8 protein-coding genes, 1 tRNA gene and 1 pseudogene are annotated in these 16,193 nt (G+C 61.0%); 6 read left to right on the top strand and 4 right to left on the bottom strand.

Translation table 11 applies throughout. The features are described from left to right. Positions 1 to 412 precede the first annotated feature (412 nt). On the top strand, positions 413 to 2,590 hold the full coding sequence (locus B2V90_RS16135) for a TonB-dependent receptor plug domain-containing protein (protein WP_228221680.1): 2,178 nt from the start codon (positions 413 to 415) through the stop codon (positions 2,588 to 2,590). Continuing rightward, positions 2,590 to 4,107: an alkaline phosphatase D family protein gene (locus tag B2V90_RS16130; protein ID WP_228221681.1), complete on the top strand. Its 1,518-nt coding sequence runs from the start codon at positions 2,590 to 2,592 to the stop codon at positions 4,105 to 4,107. Before B2V90_RS16135 ends, B2V90_RS16130 begins: the two co-directional genes overlap by 1 nt. Here the strand turns inward: B2V90_RS16130 and B2V90_RS16125 are convergent. Then, entirely contained in the window at positions 4,065 to 5,354 is a 1,290-nt protein-coding gene (locus tag B2V90_RS16125; protein ID WP_228221576.1) for an MFS transporter, read from the bottom strand. The two genes, B2V90_RS16130 and B2V90_RS16125, sit on opposite strands and share 43 nt — an antisense overlap. A gap of 53 nt (positions 5,355 to 5,407) precedes the next feature. Here B2V90_RS16125 and B2V90_RS16120 point away from each other — a divergent pair, with 53 nt between their 5' ends. Next, a complete protein-coding gene (locus B2V90_RS16120) occupies positions 5,408 to 6,373 on the top strand; it encodes a LysR substrate-binding domain-containing protein (protein WP_228221577.1) in 966 nt (321 codons plus the stop codon). Between the two features lie 180 nt (positions 6,374 to 6,553). On the opposite strand, the pseudogene B2V90_RS16115 reads toward B2V90_RS16120, so the two are convergent. Next, positions 6,554 to 6,871, bottom strand: a pseudogene (locus B2V90_RS16115) (transposase); the annotation flags it as partial. Positions 6,872 to 7,097: 226 nt separating this feature from the next. Between B2V90_RS16115 and B2V90_RS16110 the strand changes: the two are divergent. After that, complete coding sequence (locus tag B2V90_RS16110) at positions 7,098 to 7,448, top strand: hypothetical protein (RefSeq protein ID WP_228221578.1); 351 nt, start codon at positions 7,098 to 7,100, stop codon at positions 7,446 to 7,448. Between the two features lie 328 nt (positions 7,449 to 7,776). Here the strand turns inward: B2V90_RS16110 and B2V90_RS16105 are convergent. Both B2V90_RS16105 and recJ read right to left on the bottom strand, forming a co-directional pair. After that, positions 7,777 to 7,851, bottom strand: a tRNA-Glu gene (locus B2V90_RS16105). 100 nt (positions 7,852 to 7,951) lie between these two features. After that, entirely contained in the window at positions 7,952 to 9,718 is a 1,767-nt protein-coding gene (recJ, locus tag B2V90_RS16100; protein WP_009820700.1) for a single-stranded-DNA-specific exonuclease RecJ, read from the bottom strand. Positions 9,719 to 9,858: 140 nt separating this feature from the next. Here recJ and B2V90_RS16095 point away from each other — a divergent pair, with 140 nt between their 5' ends. Beyond that, positions 9,859 to 11,955, top strand: coding sequence for an autotransporter assembly complex protein TamA (locus B2V90_RS16095; protein WP_228221579.1), 2,097 nt, complete (start codon positions 9,859 to 9,861; stop codon positions 11,953 to 11,955). Then, positions 11,955 to 16,187 (top strand): translocation/assembly module TamB domain-containing protein, encoded by a 4,233-nt coding sequence (locus B2V90_RS16090; protein ID WP_228221580.1) that lies wholly within the window; start codon positions 11,955 to 11,957, stop codon positions 16,185 to 16,187. The genes B2V90_RS16095 and B2V90_RS16090 overlap by 1 nt, the downstream gene beginning before the upstream one ends. The last annotated feature ends 6 nt before the right edge of the window (positions 16,188 to 16,193 follow it).

Raw genomic sequence — 16,193 nt, 5'->3', positions numbered from 1 at the left:
CCCGTTTGCACGCCGATTGACATCCCAGCCATTTGCGCACCGCGTGGGCGACGAACTGAGGACCGTTGTTGGACCTGATATGCTCAGGTGATCCATGCTCGATGAACAGATCGGCCAGCACATTGACCTGCCCACCTGGTCGACCTCGGAACCGAGCCTTTTGTTCGGACGCTCGCTCATCCGCCGTTGCATGGCGACAACCCGTTGTTGCGCCTGGCGCAACAACTGTCCCGGTTTCGTCGATACCGCATGTCATCGTTCGGCTCTATCCGAGCGCCAAGCGCACACTCGGGGGATCGGCCATGCATAAAACGTCCATCATTGCCTCTATTGCCTTTGTCTGCATCCCTGCTCATGCCCAGACAGAGAGCAAGGAACCGGTTGCCAATGACATCGTCGTAACTGGCACACGATCGGAAGGGCGCGCGGCGCTGGCCTCCTCTGCGCCGATAGATGTCGTGTCAGGCGATACAATTGTCGGCACAGGGTTCAGCGATCTCGGGCTGCTCTCAATTTCCTTCAGCCCTCGATCAATTTCGCACGCGCCGCGACCACTGCCTCCGCCGCCAACACGAGACCAATTACCATGCGAGGCCTGTCTCCTGACCAGACACTCGTCCTGGTTAACGGCAAGCGCCGCCACGCCAACGCCGTCCTCAACGTCAACAACAGTATAGGGCGAGGATCGGCGGGTGTGGACCTCGACACCATCCCCGAAAGCGCCATCGAGCGGATCGAGATCCTGCGCGACGGTGCCGCCGCGCAATATGGATCGGATGCGATCGCGGGGGTCGTCAACATCATCCTCAAATCAAACGCCAGCGGCGGGTCCGCCGAAATCATCGGCGGTATGACCGAAGATGGCGATGGCGAAAATGGCCTTGTGACGGCAAACGCCGGGTTCGGCGTCGGCGATGGCGGCCACCTCACAGTGACCACATTGGCCCGCCACAGCCAGCCGACCAACCGCGCGTTCATCGACCAACGTTTCGGCCGCGTCACCTATCGGATCGGCGACCCCAAATCCTCGGTCGCCAATTTTGCAATCAATACATCTGTACCGCTGGGCGACTTTGCACTCTATGGCTTTGGAACGCTGACCCGGAAAATCTCGAACAATGGCGCGGGCTTTCGCGTACCAAATTTTTCGCCGCTCTACCCCAATGGCTTTCTGCCGATCATCGAACCGCGCATCTGGGATATTGGCGGGACGGTTGGCGTGCGCGGCGAATTTGCCGGTTTCCGCGCCGATCTCAGCCAGACCTATGGATATAACAAGGCCGATTTCCGCATGCGGGACACCGCCAATGTGTCGCTAGGCCTGGCGAGTCCGACCCGGTTCGATTTAGGCGGTGTAACCTATCAGCAGCATGTCACTGACTTTACGCTGGCAAAGCCGCTCGCTGGAACATTGGCCGGCGGGAATATCGCGGTGGGCGGTCAATATCGCCATGAAAGCTATCGCATCCGCAATGGCGACCCGAGCGCCTATTTCGGTCTGGGGGCCGATGGCTTCTCGGGCTTCAATCCGCGCAATCCCACCGACGCAGGCCGCAACGCCTATGCCGGGTTCGTCGATGTGGAACTGCGCCCGGTTAAGCAATTATTGCTGGGAGGGGCCGCCCGCTACGATCATTATCATGACTTTGGCGGCAAGGCGACATGGCGCGCGACAGCCCGGTTCGATGCTACCAAAGGCGTTGCCGTCCGCGGAACGATCGGCACGGGGTTCAAGGCACCCTCGCTTCAGCAGCAATATTTCAGCGCGGTACAGGGCGCGACAAGCGCCGGAAGGTTGGTCACGGTCGGCACGCTGCCGGTGTCCGATCCTGTGGCGCAGGCGCTCGGTGCAACCGAGCTCAAAGCCGAACGATCGCGCAATGTCTCGGCGGGCGTCGTGTTCGGCCCGATCGGCGGTTTCTCCTTCACGGCGGACTATTTCCATATCCGTATCAAAGACCGGATCGCGCTGAGCGAACAGCTTGGCGGCGCAGCAGTCGTGGCCATTCTGACCGAGGCCGGGATCACCAATTTCCAGCAGGTGCGCTTCTTTACCAATGCAGTGGATACGACGACCAAGGGCATTGAGATCACCGGGCGCTGGCAAGGGGATATCGCGCCCGATACCCGATTGTCGGTTATGGCGGGCTATGGCTTTTTCGACAACAGGCTCGACCATCTGCGACCCAATGCCGTGCTTCCGGCCCTGCCGCTCCTCAACACCAAATCGATCCTGTTCCTGACCCAGGCGCAGCCAGCCAACAAGTTCACGCTGCAGACCCAAGTGACCCATGGAAAGTTGGACGTACAGGCCAATGTCGCGGCGTTTGGAACCTACACCTCTGCGCCCTTGGTCGCCACCCAAACCTTCGGCGGCAAGACGACGGTCGATCTGGCGGCGGGATATACCATAATGCCGGGGCTGCGGCTTGCTGTCGGCGTTCAGAATCTCCTCGACGCACAACCTGACCAGATCGCCGATCAGGCCAGCGTCATCGCGGCGACCGGAGGAAGCTTCCCGACTGGCGAGGAGACGCCCATCGGTGTGAATGGCCGATCCTATTACGCACGTCTGTCTGCGCGCTTTTGATGATAGACCGACGCAGGCTGCTCCAGGGCGCAGCGGGGCTGGCCGCCGCTCGTTTCCTGATCGGTGGAGCCATGGCACAGGGGACAACGCGTCCTCGACTGGAAAGCGATCCCTTTGCGCTGGGCGTTGCGTCGGGCGAACCTACGACCGGGGGGTTTGTGCTATGGACGCGCATAGCGGGGTTAAGGGAGAATGCCTCGCCAGCGTATGAGATCGCCGCTGACGAGGCTTTTGACAATATCGTCCGCGCTGGCCGCACGATCGCCCCTCTGGCCCGCGGGGGTGCCGTCCATCTGGAAGTCGATGGGCTGCAACCGGGACGACCCTATTTCTATCGTTTTCACCTTGGCGATGCGGTCAGCCGCACAGGGCGGACGGCAACGATTGCCAAGAGACCAGACCGGGTCCGCCTCGCACTCACCTCATGCCAGCATTGGGAGCAGGGCTTCTTTACCGCCTATGCCGACATGATCGCCAATGATGTCGAAGCGGTGCTTCAGGTCGGCGACTATATCTACGAGAAATCCTTTGGCGCCGGGCCTGACGTTCGAAGTTTCGGCGCTCCCGTGCCCCATAGTCTCGACGATTATCGCGCACGCCATGCACTATATCGCACGGACCCGCATCTCGCCGCCGCGCATGCCGCAATGCCGTTCATCGTCACTTGGGACGATCATGAGGTCGAGAACGACTATGCTGGCGTGCATGGAGCCGCCGCGGGTGATACGACGACTTTCGTCAAATTGCGCGCGGCTGCATATCAGGCCTATTTCGAACATATGCCTTTGCGACCCAGCGCCTTTCGACAAAATGGTGAATTGCGCCTCTATCGACGCTTCGGCTGGGGCGATCTCGCCAACGTCCATGTGCTCGACAGCCGACAGTATCGCACGCCTCTGCCCTGTTCGACCGCCGAGGCACGCGGCAGCCGGATCGTTGATCGATGCGGCGAAGCCCTTGATACGAGCACCACGATGCTGGGCGCGCCTGAGGAGCGTTGGCTCAAGGCGGGGATGGCGCGCGAACAGGCACGCTGGAGCCTGATTGCCCAGCAGACATTATTCTCACGCCTCAATCTTCCAGCTGGGCCGGATGCACGTTACTCCGACATTTGGGATGGTTATGCGGCGACACGTGACCGCGCCATCGATGCGCTGACCCAACCAGCCGTGCGCAATCCCGTACTTTTGGGCGGGGACGTCCATTCCTTTTGGATAAATGATGTGAAGCGCGATTTCAGCCAGCCCTATTCCGTGCCGGTAGCGACCGAAATCGTCACCTCCTGCCTTGCCTCGCGCAACGGCCCGGAGGCCTTGTTCGGTCCGGCGCAATCGCTCAATCCGCATGTTCGCTTCCTGGACAATCATCATGCCGGCTACGTTCTACTCGACGTCACGCCGGGGCAGCTCGACATCGATCTGCGCGCCGTCGCCGATCTCGCCGATTCGCAGAGCGTCACTGCCAGTCTTGCCCGCTACGTGGTGGAGAACGGCCGTCCCGGCGCGCAGCGGGCATAACGGCCCGTGGCCGCCATCGTCGCCGCGAGGAACAGCATGACCGGTACGGTGGTCGCAAGCGCGGAGCCCAGCCCCGCTTCGCGGTCATCGAAGGTCTCGCTTACCATACCGACCAAAAGCGGGCCAAGTCCCAGGCCGAACATATTGACCAGAAACACTGCCAAGCCGTGCTGGATACCGCGCATCGACGGAGGTGTAATATCCTGAAGCGCTGCCGGGCCGGTGGCCAGAGCAATGGCGACTAGGGTAATTAACAGTGTCAGTAGTCCAAGAGCGGCCGTTGATCCCCCTGACGTGAAAGCGGCCCAAGCCGTTGGCGCGGCAACCAGCATCGCAGCGCCGAGCAGGCAGAGACGGCCATGCCCGTTGTCGAACCTGGCCAGCCGGTCTCCGGCCATTCCGCCGGCGATTGTTCCCAGACCGCCGCCGACAAGCACTACCGCGACCAGCGCAAGCGTAGCTTCCCCCAACAAAAGACCGTGTGAGCGCGTCAGCCATATCACGCCCCAGCCCAGTACGGCATGCACGGCCATGGCCGCGAACAGCAAGGCCCCATCTATTGCCGCAATTATGACCACATGGTTTCGAAAATACACCAATGTCGCTGCCCAATGCTGCGCAGGAGCTGCTTCGCGCATCGATATATTCTTTTGGGGTGGCAATTCGGGCCAGCGTAGCACGATGAACGCTATGCCTATGCCAAACAGGCCTGCAACGAGAAATGGCGGGCGCCAATTCGTGAAGCTGGCAAGCTGTCCGCCAAGCAAGAGCATCGAACCTACGCCCAGATAGGGGCCAATCGCAAAGCCCGCGACGGCGACACCGGTGCGGCTGCGCGGCCAAACATCGCCGAGCAACGAATAGGCGGCGGGCACAAGTGCGGCCTGGCCGAGGCCGACGACCAGACGGCTGACAGATAATTGGGTAAGCGAGGGTGCCAGGCCGCAAATGATGGTAGCGGTGCTCCACACCAGAAGGCAGAGGCCGAGCAGCCTCAGCCGCGGCACATGATCGACAAGGCATCCGGCTGGAACTGCCGCGAGTGCATAGAATATGGCAAATCCATAGCCGTGGAGCGCGCCCAGCGCTGTATCGCCGAGCTTGAATTCTCGTGCGATCTCTTCCCCGAGCATCGCCGGTAGCTGCCGGTCAGCAAAAGCGACCATATAGACGATCAGCAACAGGATCGTCAGGCGAAGGGGCGTAACGCCTGCCGTCATGTACTTCATATTCTGATCGCGGCGCATGACTGTGCTGATGTCGCAATTCTGTGACATCACCAAGTTACGTTGGTGGTGTCATGATCCGGAAAACGCCGCCGCTGGAAGCCATCGAAATATTTGTCGCCGCCGCCCGGGGCGACAGCCTGCGATCTGTGGCACGCGATATGGCGCTCAGTCCGTCCGCTATCAGCCGACGCATTTCAGGGCTTGAGACCTTCCTGGGCGTCATCCTGTTTGACCGCGTTCGTCAGACCCTCGTACTGAATGCCGCCGGTCGACGCTATCTTGCGCTGATCGAACCAGCGATCAGCACGATCCAGCGTGCCACAACGATGCTTGTGGATATCAATCCGCGCAGACTGAGCGTGGCCACATCGCATTCCTTCGCCTCAGGCTGGTTGCTGCCGAGACTGCCCGAACTTCTACACCATCACGATATCGACATCGAACTCGTGCCGTGTCGGGATTTCAATGTGCTACGTTCGGGCGAGGCGAAGATCGGAATTTGGGGAGGGCTTGCCGTTCCCGATGATATGATCGCGGAACGCATGTTCGACGTCCGCGCGTTTCCAGTCTGCGCGCCACGGCTGGCCGATGGTCGATTGCCGCCTGTCAGTGATGCCATGCTGACGGACTATCCATTGCTGGCGGTGCGTTCGCCAGGTCAGCTCTGGCAACGCTGGTTCACGTCGGCCGGTCTGTCCCGTTCGCCGCCCCAGATGCGCGAATATGATACGCTTCACATGATGTATGAGGCCGCGTCAGCTGGGCTTGGTATCGCGCTGGCCATGCCCCTCATTGCCGAATCTCTCCTGCTGTCAGGAAAGCTTATGCGCTGCGCCGAGGGCTGTCGCAGCCTTGGTGAGACCTATCAACTATATCGCGCCGATTCTCGGATAGCGCGATCGGCGATCGAGCAGCGTTTTGCAAGTTGGCTGCAAAAAGCCATCGCGGACTCCCTGGAGGCCTTCGGCAATTTCGCCGACCACCACAAGGCTCTGTCGGCACCTCGGGGCAACGCGCTTGCTCAATCCCGTTGTTGATTATGCTACCTGAGACCAAGCCAATATAAATGTGAATGCATGACAGCTATCGGGACAGCAATGATTGTCAAAGAACGGCAAAGTCTGGTCGAGGCTGTGTAAAAACGCGCCACGGCAAAAGCATCGAATATTGGTGCGATGAGAGGCTGCACACGATTTTGTTAAAGGCGCGGCTCGATCTCAGGTGCGGATCGCTGCAATGAGTGGCTGAATGCCCATGATCTGGATCATCCGCTTCATATTGTAGGCTAGCACGTACAAACTCATCTCGGTTCTGACGTTTTTGAGCTCCTTGGTCAGGAAGTGGAGGCTGCCCATCCAGGACTTGAGCGTGCCGAAGACATACTCAACGGTCCGGCAGCGGATACCCATGGCATTGGGTAGCAGGTCCAGCCGCTTTTGGATGGCATCGATGACCGCCTCATGCTTCCATCGTTTGACGCGCTTCAGGTATTCAGTGGTGCAGCGCGGTCGCAAGGCGCAGCGCTGGCAGGCGCTCAGGCAGCGGGCCAACGTATGGAGACAGTTTCGCGATGAGTATCGTCGACAGGCTGAGCCGCCTGTTCAGCAAGACCTCAGTTCCGCCTACGCCGGGAGATCACCGATCACCGATCACCATCGCCCATCCCCGCTATTGCAGTGGATTATGAGACGAGCGGTGCCTTCCGGGGCCCAAGACCGTATCCGACGTATATTGGCCAGTTTAGAGGGCGTCCAAGTGGCGATGAGCCGTGAAGAAATTCCCAGCTTCAATCGCGTTGATGCCGAGCAAATGCGTGATCTTCACCTACCCAAACTGGTCAAAATCTACATCGACATCCCAGCCGCCCCCAGGCCAGAGATTTGCACAGAACAGGAAAATCGGCGAGTTTTCAGGCTCAATGAAAGCCTAGACCAGATAAAATCAAAGATTGATGATATTCTCAGGAACCTAGCGCAGCATGATATTGATGCTTTTACCAATAACATTCTGTTTATCGTCCAAAAATATTTAGATAGCAATGGTCCATTTAAATTGGCTTTTTCAAAAAAACAGACTATATGTCAATTGGCCATTATATTACCCAAGATTTAAATATTTCTATTTACAACAATCGATATACTGAGCGTGCCTGTGTGAAATTAATTGTCGTATATACCGTTATACATGTAAATATAGTTCATATCTGAGCAGATTATAATGAATTACGCAGTCAATGTCTATCTCTACATCGCAGCAATCGTGCATGCTTTTCGAAGCAGCATGTAAGTAGCAAAAAGTATAAAGCCAACTCGCCGAAGGCTGTCCCACCAAATTTCGTCTGATACCATCAATACCCAAGCCAAACGTGGGAACGACTGTGGTATCAAATCGATGGATTCTCTAAATTACCAACCAAAATCAAAGCGATAAATCGCTTGACTGGTGACCCCTACGGGAATCGAACCCGTGTTTCAGCCGTGAAAGGGCCGCGTCCTAACCGCTAGACGAAGGGGCCGTTCAGCGGCGCTGCCGGGCAGCGCTGCGAAGCGAGGGCGCAATTAGGCGGGGACGGGAAAAGGGTCAACCCCTAAACGCCAAGAAAATTGCAAACTCGCTCAATCCGCCCAGGCTGCATCTTCCAGATGGAGTTCGGCGGCAGGACGGCTGCCCCAATCGTCAATCTTGGCCTTACCGGCCACCCAAAGCCGTCGATCACGCGGAGCAGCAAGGATCGCCTGCCCAAGGTCCGTTTCAGCGCGACGGAACGCGATCGTCTTGATGGACCTGCCGTCGTCCCCGGCCATGATCGCGCGCAGATGACCGTTGCCCACCACGTCCGCCTTGATGACGCGCATCGGGCCGGCCGCGATCAGCGGTGCGGGCCAACCCGCGCCATAGGGACCGCCCTGGTCCAGCGCTGCGACAAAGTCCGGATTGACGCCGGTCGGCGCAAGCACGGCGTCAATGAGGAGTGCGCGGTCGTCCCGCGCCTTTGCCACCGCAGCGGACAGCCGTTCGTCCAGATAATCCGCCAGCGCGTCAATGCGGTCCGCAGCTACGGTCAACCCCGCCGCCATCGCGTGCCCGCCGCCCGCGACCAACAGCCCGCTATCCTTCGCGGCCAGCACCGCCGCGCCCAGATCGACGCCCGAAATGGAACGGCCAGATCCCTTGCCAACGCCTGCGTCGTCCAGCGCAATGACGATCGCGGGTCGACCCGCCTTTTCCTTGATCCGTCCGGCAACGATACCGATGACGCCGGGATGCCAGCCGGCGCCCGCGATCACCGCCACCGCCCGGTTTCCCTGGGCGGCAAGCAGTGCTTCGGCCTGTTCCTGCACCGTCGATTCGATCGCGCGCCGCTCCTCATTATACTGGTCGAGTTGTGCCGCGATCCGCGCCGCTTCGGCAGGGTCTTCGGTTGTCAGCAGACGGACGCCAAGATCCGCCTGGCCGACCCGCCCGCCCGCGTTGATGCGCGGGCCAAGTGCAAAGCCAAGGTCATGGCATAGCGGCGCGCGCGTCAGGCGACTGGCGTCGATGAGCGCGGACAGGCCGATGTTGCGCCGCTTGCTCATCACCTTGAGCCCCTGCGCCACGAAAGCGCGATTGAGGCCTTTCAGCTGCGCCACGTCGGCGACGGTGCCAAGCGCCACGATATCCAGAAGGTCGAGTATATTGGGCTTTTGACGGCTCGCGAACCAGCCTCTGGCGTCCAGGGTCTTCAGCAGCCGCGCGCCCAGCAGAAAGGCGACGCCAACGGCCGCCAGATGCCCGTGCAGGGCGGCTTCGGGATGTTCGTCCAGCCTGTTGGGGTTCACCAGCGCGAACGCCTCAGGCAGCTGGCTTGCGCATTTGTGATGGTCCACCACGACAACGTCGACGCCCGAGGCTTTGGCCATGGATAGCGCCTCGAACGCCTGCGCGCCGCAATCGACAGTAACGATCAGGCTTGCCCCCTCGCCCGCCAGGCGGACCAGCGCCTCACCGGATGGACCATAGCCTTCCATCAGCCGATCCGGGATATAGGGCCGCGCATGCAACCCCAGATCGCGCAGCAGCCGGATCAGCAAGGCCGCGCTTGTCGCGCCATCGACGTCATAGTCGCCGAAGATGCGCACATCTTCCTGACGCTGTACGGCGTCGGCCAGGCGCTCGGCCGCCACGTCCATGTCGCGAAACAGGCTGGGATCGGGCATGAAACCGCGGATCGTGGGATTGCGATGCGCGTCCAGCCCATCGCGCGTGCAACCGCGCGCCAGCAATAGTTGCGTGACCAGATCATCAGGGACGCAGGCCGGGTCGCGCGTGTCTGCCCCGGCGCCGCGCCAGCGCCAGGGCTGCCCGGAAAGCGAGCGCGAAATGTTAAGCGCGAATGTCATGAAAAAGCTCTAGCCGCCCGCAAGCCCCATGGAAAGTCGCTGGAATCATGTCGCAGGCGGAACCGTTGCAACCTGTCGGGCGTATTCAAGCATTGCCGGACGTCATAACGGGCGTGGCGCAAAAGGGGCGACGCACGACGATGACGAGACGACAGGCATTCCATGTCCAGCGCATGTTGAGCCTATTGCTGTTGACCGCATCCCCCTTGCCCTTGTTGGCGCAGACCACTTCCGCCTCTGAAACCGACGCCGAAGAACCCATTCTCCCTGATGCGCAATTTGAGGCGCGACTGCCCAAGATGGAAGGCAACGATCCCAACGCCCCCCTTCCATCCATCGACACCTGGATCGACCAGCAGATGCCGGCGCAGTCCGCTGCGCCCGCTGAACTGCCGGCTGCCGTCGATCCTGCAGAAGAACAGGAACTTGCACAGCCCCTGCCTCCGCTGGGTAGCGTCACTGTTCCCGCCAATGAGGCTAAGCAGGACGATCCGGATGCGGAACTGCCCGACGTCCGGTACGCCACCCGGGTCGAAGGTTTTGGCAAAACAGGGTTGGAAGATGAGTTTCGCGCGGAGTCGGCGCTGTTCGATGGCGATGGCAAGGCCGATACGGCTACGATGGTGCAGCAGCGCGCGAAGGCGGATCAGGAACTGGCGGTCCGCCTGCTCTATTCGCAGGGCTATTATGATGGAACCGCGCTCGCCAGCCTGGATCAGGGTGGCGACGGAACGTTGACGGCTGTCGTGTCCGTGACGCCGGGCAAGCGCTACAAGATCGGCGATATCGTCATCAATTCCCAGCCTACCGTGCCGCCCGGCCTGGTGCGCGAAAGCCTGCCCCTGAAAACCGGGGACTATATCATCGCCGCCAATGTTGAGGGGGCAGAGGCGAATGTTGCGCTCAAGCTACCCGAAAATGGCTATCCCTTCGTCGAAGTTGGGCAGCGCGACATCCTGCTGGATCCCCAGACCGTCACAGGTGCCTACACCCTGCCGGTGGAAACCGGCCCGCGCGCCAGCTTCCGCAAGATCACGACCAGCGGCGAGGATCAGGCCTTTGGCGCGGACCATATGGAAGTGATCAAGCGCTATAAACCCGGCGAATTATATGACAGCCGCAAGGTGGATGACCTGCGCAAGGCGCTGGTGGCGACGGGCCTGTTTTCCAGCGTGGCGGTGGATCCGGTCCGCACCGGTGAAGCGGGTCCCGATGGCACGGAGTATGTCGACCTGCATGTCGATCAAGATGCCGGCCCGCCGCGTACGCTGGCCGGCGAAGCGGGCTATGGCACGGGTCAGGGGTTCCGCGCCGAAGGCACATGGACGCATCGCAACCTTTTCCCACCTGAAGGCGCGCTGATCCTGGGGGCAATCGCGGGCACGCAGGAACAGGGCGCCTCGGCGACGTTCCGGCGATCCAATGCAGGCAAGCGGGACAAGACCTTCCAGACCGGCATCACGCTCAATCACCAGAATTACGACGCCTATGAAGCCTATACCGCCGGCATCAATATCGGCTGGGCGCGCCAATCCACACCGATTTTCCAGAAGCGCTGGACCTATAGCTATGGCGCGGAGATCCTGCTGACCAACGAACAGGTCGTCATCGACCCCGCAACGGCGGACAAGACGCGGCGCACGTATTTCATCGGCGGGCTGCCGTTGCAGATCGGCTATGACCGATCCAATGATCTGCTCAATCCCACCAAGGGTTTCCGCGCCAATCTGCGCGCTGAACCAGAAGGGTCGTTGCAAGGGAATTTCTCACCCTATCTGCGCGCCACGTTCGATCTGTCTGGCTACTATCCTGTGTCCGACAGCCTGGTCATCGCGGCGCGCACCCGCCTCGGCACGATCAGCGGCGTAGATCGCGACGATGTTGCGCCATCGCGGCGGGTCTATGCGGGTGGCGGCGGATCGGTGCGCGGCTTTGGCTATCAGGAACTCGGCCCCAAGGATGTGAACAACGATCCGATCGGCGGTCGGTCAGTCAATGAATTCGCGGTCGAAGGGCGTTATCGCTTCGGCAATTACGGCGTCGTCGCCTTTGTCGATGCGGGCCAGGTCTATGAAAGCGCGACCCCCAAATTTTCCGACATGCGCTATGGCGTGGGCGTGGGCGGGCGCTTCTACACCAATTTCGGTCCCTTCCGCGCCGACATCGCCATGCCGATCAACAGGCAACCCGGTGAATCCAAATTCGCCATCTATATCGGCATTGGGCAGGCTTTCTGATGGCACAGGACGACACTCCTTCCAACGCTTCGTCAGCCGCTGACGCGCCTGCGGAGACCATCGTCGTGCGCGACAAGCGGCCACTGTGGCAAAAGATCGCCATCGGCGTCGCCGGGGTTCTGGTCGGGCTCGTCCTGTTGGTCGGCATATTGCTGCTTGGCCTCAACACCCAGCCCGGCAAGAAATTCCTCATCAAGCAGATTGCCGCCCTGCAGATGGAATCGGGGATGCAGATCGAGGTCGGGCGGATCGACGGATCGATCTACAGCGACATGGTCATCCATGACCTCATCCTGCGCGACCCTAAAGGCGTATTCGCCGTATCTCCGCGCGTCCATGTCGTGTGGAAGCCGTTCCGCTACCTCAACAACCATATCTCTGTCAGCCTGTTGGACACGCCTCTGGTCGTGCTGGCGCGAAGCCCGCAGTTCAACGTCACCGAAAGCGACCCCAACGCCCCGATCCTGCCCGATCTGGACATCGACGTAGACAGGTTGAAGATCGCAAAATTCGTTCTCGCCAGACCGGTCATAGGCCAAAAGCGTGAAATCGCGATCGATGCTGTGACGCATATCGCCGATGGCCGTGCTCAGCTGGAAGCGAGCGCGCTGGTCGATAGCGGCGACCGCTTGCAGGCAAAGCTCGACGCCGTGCCCGAACAGAATCGCCTGGCGATGAGCGGCACGCTGACCGCGCCCAAGGGCGGCGTCATCGCGGCGATGTCGGGACTGACCGATGGCATGACCGCCACACTGGACGGCAAGGGCAGTTGGGAGGCGTGGAACGGTCGCATCGTCGCAACGTCGCCCAAGGGGGAACTGGCGAATATCGCCCTTGCCGCACGCGACGGCAATTTCACGGCCAAGGGGCCGCTACGCCCCGGACTGGTCTTTGCCGGGACCGTCGATCGGCTGACTGCGCCCCAACTGAACGTCGATCTGTTTGCGGGACTGAATGAGCGTAAAGTCAATCTCAAGGGATCGGTGCGTTCGTCGGCCATGACCGCCGACATTCAGGGATTGGTCGATCTTGCCGAAAGCAAATTCGGGTCGTTGCGCGTCAACGCCGCCTTGCTGACCCCCGGAGCGATCATGGAGAAAGTCAGGGGTCGTGACGTGCGCGCATCGGTCATCCTCGATGGACCGATGGCGACGCCGTTCATCGACTATGACATCACCGCTAAAAATATCGCCTTCGACGCGACAGGCATCGAAAACCTCAAGGCCAGCGGCCGGGCGGTAATAGACGCCGATCGCATCCGCATTCCAGTGAACGCCACCGCTAGCCGCGTGACCGGCGTCAACGCAGCGGCAGGCGGCCTGCTCCAAAATTTGCGGGTAAAAGGCGACTTCGCCTATGCCGCAGGCAAGCTGATCAGCGACAGTCTCAAGATCGACAGCGACAAGGTCGATGCAACAGCGATCATCCTGGCGGACCTTGACAACGCCATTTATCGCGGTGGACTGAAAGGCCGCGTCAACGACTATCGGATCGATGGCGTTGGCATCGTCAATTTGAATACCGATGTCGAACTTGTGCCGGGGCCTAAGGGCGGATTTGGCCTTTCAGGCCGGTTCGGCGTACGCACGGCGCGCTGGGAAAATGCGTCGGTCCGGGATTTTCTGGGTGGCAATGCCCTTGTGTCGGGACGGATCGGCATGACGCCGGAGGGCAAGTTCACGCTGGCCGGCCTCAAGGGCGCGGCCCCCAATTTCACGATCCAGTCGGGCTCCGGCAGCTATGACACCGACGGGCAGATCGCCTTCGACGCGGCTGCGTCGTCCAAACAATATGGTCCGCTAGCCCTGACTGTTCGTGGCACCGTCGATCGACCGCAGGCCGTATTGCGCGCCGCGCGACCCAATGTCGGTGTCCAGCTGACCGACGTGGTGGCCAAGTTGAACGGCGAAGCGGCTGGTTACCGGCTCGAGGCCACCGGCGGATCGCCCTATGGGCCCTTCTTTGCCAATGTCCTGATCCGCACGGCGCAAGGTCCGTTGACCATCGACGTCACTCGTGCGCGCTTTGCCGGGGTCGATATGAACGGCCGCATCCAGCAAAGCGCCGCCGGTCCGTTTACCGGGCAACTCGACATGAATGGATCGGGCATCACCGGCGCCGTCCGGCTCGCAGCGGTCGGCAAGGTGCAAGGCGTGGACGTCAACGCCAACGCCTCCAACGCCAAATTGCCCGGTGAGGCAGACATCATCATCGGTCGCGCCATCGTCAACGCGTCGGTCCTTCTTGCCGACCAGCCGCAAATCCGCGCCGACGCGCAGATCGCCAATGCAGCCTATGGCAACTATGTCGTGCGCAAGGCCCGCGCCAAGCTCGATTACCAGGGCGGGCGGGGCAAGGCGCAACTGGTCGCCGATGGCTCCAGCGGGGTACCCTTCTCGGTCGCCGTCAATGCGGCGCTGCGCCCTGATCTTTATGCCGTCGCATTACAGGGGAAGGCCGCCAATATCGACTTCCGCCTCGCTCAGCCGGCGATCATTCGGTCCGAAACGGGCGGATATCGACTGGAACCGGCCACGCTGGTCTTGCCCCAGGGCAAGGTCGATCTTGCCGGCCGGTTCGGCGGCACCACCGCGATGCAGGCGCGCTTCAAGGATTTCGACCTTGCCATCGCCAATATGGCAGCCCCTGGTCTGGGCGTCAGTGGACGCGCCACCGGCACGCTGGACTATACGCAAACCGGCAACGCCTTCCCCACCGCGACCACCCGCCTTGCCATCAATGATTTTCGTCGGTCCAGCCTGACCGCCGTGTCGGACCCTGTATCGATGAATGTCGAGGGCAAGCTGTCGTCGGCAGGCGGCGACATGCGCGGTCTCATTCGCCGTGGCGGTACGACCCTTGGCCGCTTCATCGCCACCCTGGCCCCTCCGGGTGCCGGCGCGTCCTGGGCCGAGCAGTTGCAAAATGCACCATTGGGTGGGGGCATCCGCTATTCGGGTCCGGCCGACGTGCTATTCTCCTTTGCTGGCCTGGCGGATCAGCAGCTGACTGGCGGTCTTGCCGTCGCGGCCGATTTCAATGGCCGCCTCAGCGATCCGCGCCTCAATGGCGTGGTGCGCGCCAACAGCCTGACGTACGAGAATGAGAGTTTCGGCACCCGGGTCACGCAAATGCGGCTCGACGGCCGCTTCACCAGCGATCATCTCGAAATCCGTGACTTTTCGGGCCGGGCCGGTGATGGGACAGTGCAGGCCACAGGCGATGTCGGACTGGCGGCGAACAGCGGCTTCCCGATCAATATCGCGGTCAAGCTCGACCGCGCGCGTTTGGCCCGCAGCGAGGCGATAACCAGTGTCGTGAGCGGAACGCTCAATATCACCAACAGCGCGGCCAATGGCGGTCTGATCAAGGGCGATCTGCGCCTGCCCGAAACACGCTATCGGGTCGCCTGGCAAGGCGGCACCGAAATTCGCCAGCTCACCGGCGTGCGGCGCAAGGGCGAAGGCACCGACTTGCTCGACCAACGCCTGGCCGATCGCAAGGCTGCCGCAGCGCCCAAACCGTGGAAGCTGGATATCCGCGTGCGCGCCGACAACGAGATATATGTGACCGGCATGGGCCTTGATTCCGAATGGAAGACGAACATGCGCGTCACGGGGACGGCGACAGACCCACGGGTCGTCGGCCAAGTCGAGGTGATCCGCGGTCGGTACAGCTTTTCGGGCCATCAGTTCGAGCTGGAACAGGGTTTGATCAGCTTCAATGGCCCGATGACGAACCCGACGCTGCAAATCACCGCCCAAACGCGGATTGATACGGTGACAGCGGGGATCCGTGTCACGGGGAGCGCGCAGCAGCCCGATATCAGCTTCATTTCCACACCCACGCTGCCACAGGATGAAATCCTGTCTCGGATCCTGTTTGGCGACAATGTCGCCAACCTGTCGGCCATGCAGGCGGTGCAGCTCGCGGCAGCCCTCAACGGATTGCGCGGTGGCAGCGGAGGGCTGAACCCGATGGGTAAATTGCAGGGCGCGACCGGACTCGACCGGATCGGCATCGTGGGGGGTGATGAGGCGACAGGTCGCGGCACCAGCCTGGCGGTTGGCCAGCATATTTCCAACAACATCTATGTGGAGGTCATCACCGATTCCAAGGGCTTCACCGCCACGCAGTTGGAAATCGCGCTGTCCAAGACGCTGAGCCTCCTGTCGAAGACTGGCACCAATGCCGGATCGTCGGCGAACCTGCGCTATTCGAAGGATTATTGAGGAAGG

The organism is Sphingobium sp. UBA5915, from assembly GCF_002431195.1.
Classification (GTDB): Bacteria; Pseudomonadota; Alphaproteobacteria; order Sphingomonadales; family Sphingomonadaceae; genus Sphingobium; species Sphingobium soli.
Note: the sequence above shows the minus strand (reverse complement) of the source record. Positions and strands in the feature narration are given on the sequence as shown.